Annotated in this window: 1 protein-coding gene and 1 pseudogene; both read left to right on the plus strand. The window is 37.4% G+C overall.

The window, feature by feature from the left end:
- A partial coding sequence (locus tag ACFINA_RS09580) for a YadA-like family protein (protein WP_375615519.1) occupies positions 1-404 on the plus strand: 404 nt, incomplete at its 5' end.
- A 318-nt stretch (positions 405-722) separates the two neighbouring features.
- Positions 723-987: pseudogene (locus ACFINA_RS09585) on the plus strand (YadA-like family protein); the annotation flags it as partial.
- Positions 988-1,138: the final 151 nt, after the last annotated feature.

A 1,138-nucleotide genomic window follows, 5' to 3' on the forward strand; every position in this document is an offset into this window, starting at 1 on the left:
GTGGTCAGTTACATGATTATACTGAAGAGCAGATGAAGATAGTTCTTGAAGATGCCAATAAGTATACGGATGAGAAAGTTAGTAGTCTTGTCAATGATGCTGTTAACGAGTCGAAATCCTATACGGATATAAAGTTTGAGACATTGAATTATGCTATTCAGGATGTTCGGAAAGAAGCAAGACAAGCTGCTGCTATTGGTCTAGCGGTGTCCAACTTACGTTACAATGATGCACCAGGAAAGTTAAGTGTTGCATTTGGTAGTGGTATATGGCTCAATCAGTCCGCATTTGCTCTTGGTGCTGGTTATACATCTGAAGATGGAAATATCCGCTCTAGTCTATCTGTGACAAATGCCGGAGGGCACTGGGGTGTCGGTGTAGGATTAAGCTTAACTCTAAATTAATAAAATTCACTACGATTATTTTCAAAAACGCTCCTGTCTATACGAGACAGGGGCGAAAAGAGTTACACGATTAAAAGAACGGCTCTCACAAATAACAAAGTCAGCATTAATATTGAAAATAAAAAAAGAGAAAATGTATGAAGAGTGGTGTGTTTTACGCAAATTTGACAGAATTCGTGGAGGGGGGTAGTTGGTTGTTACATGACAGTAAGCAGCGGATAAGACAGTTTTTGATGATGCAAAAAAAATGTAGATAAATACTTTTCTGAATCCAAGGATAATGCGATGAATAATGGTGTTAACGAATCGTAATCCTCCACCGATATGAAATTTGAAATGTTTAGTTATGCCATTGAAGATGTTCGGAAAGAGGCAAGACAAGCAGCGACTGTTGGTTTGGCAGTGGCAGGTTTGCGTTATAACGATACACTAGGAAAGTTAAGTGTTGCATTTGGTAGTGGTATATGGCTCAATCAGTCCGCATTTGCTCTTGGTACTAGGTTATATATCAGAGGATGGCTTCATTTGCTCTAATATATCCGCAACAAGTTCTGCGGAGATTAGAGAAGAGGTGTTGGCTTAAGATTAAAGCTGCGTTGATGATAGCAAGGGATTCTTTTAACGACATTTGTTCTTATTTTATTAAAATGAGTGTGAATATTTTTTTACAGATTCACAGTATTTATCTAGAGATAAGCATAATATTTGATGACACTATAAATTTTGAGGTTTTA

Source organism: Bartonella sp. AC10YNML (assembly GCF_042196825.1).
Taxonomy (GTDB): Bacteria; Pseudomonadota; Alphaproteobacteria; order Rhizobiales; family Rhizobiaceae; genus Bartonella.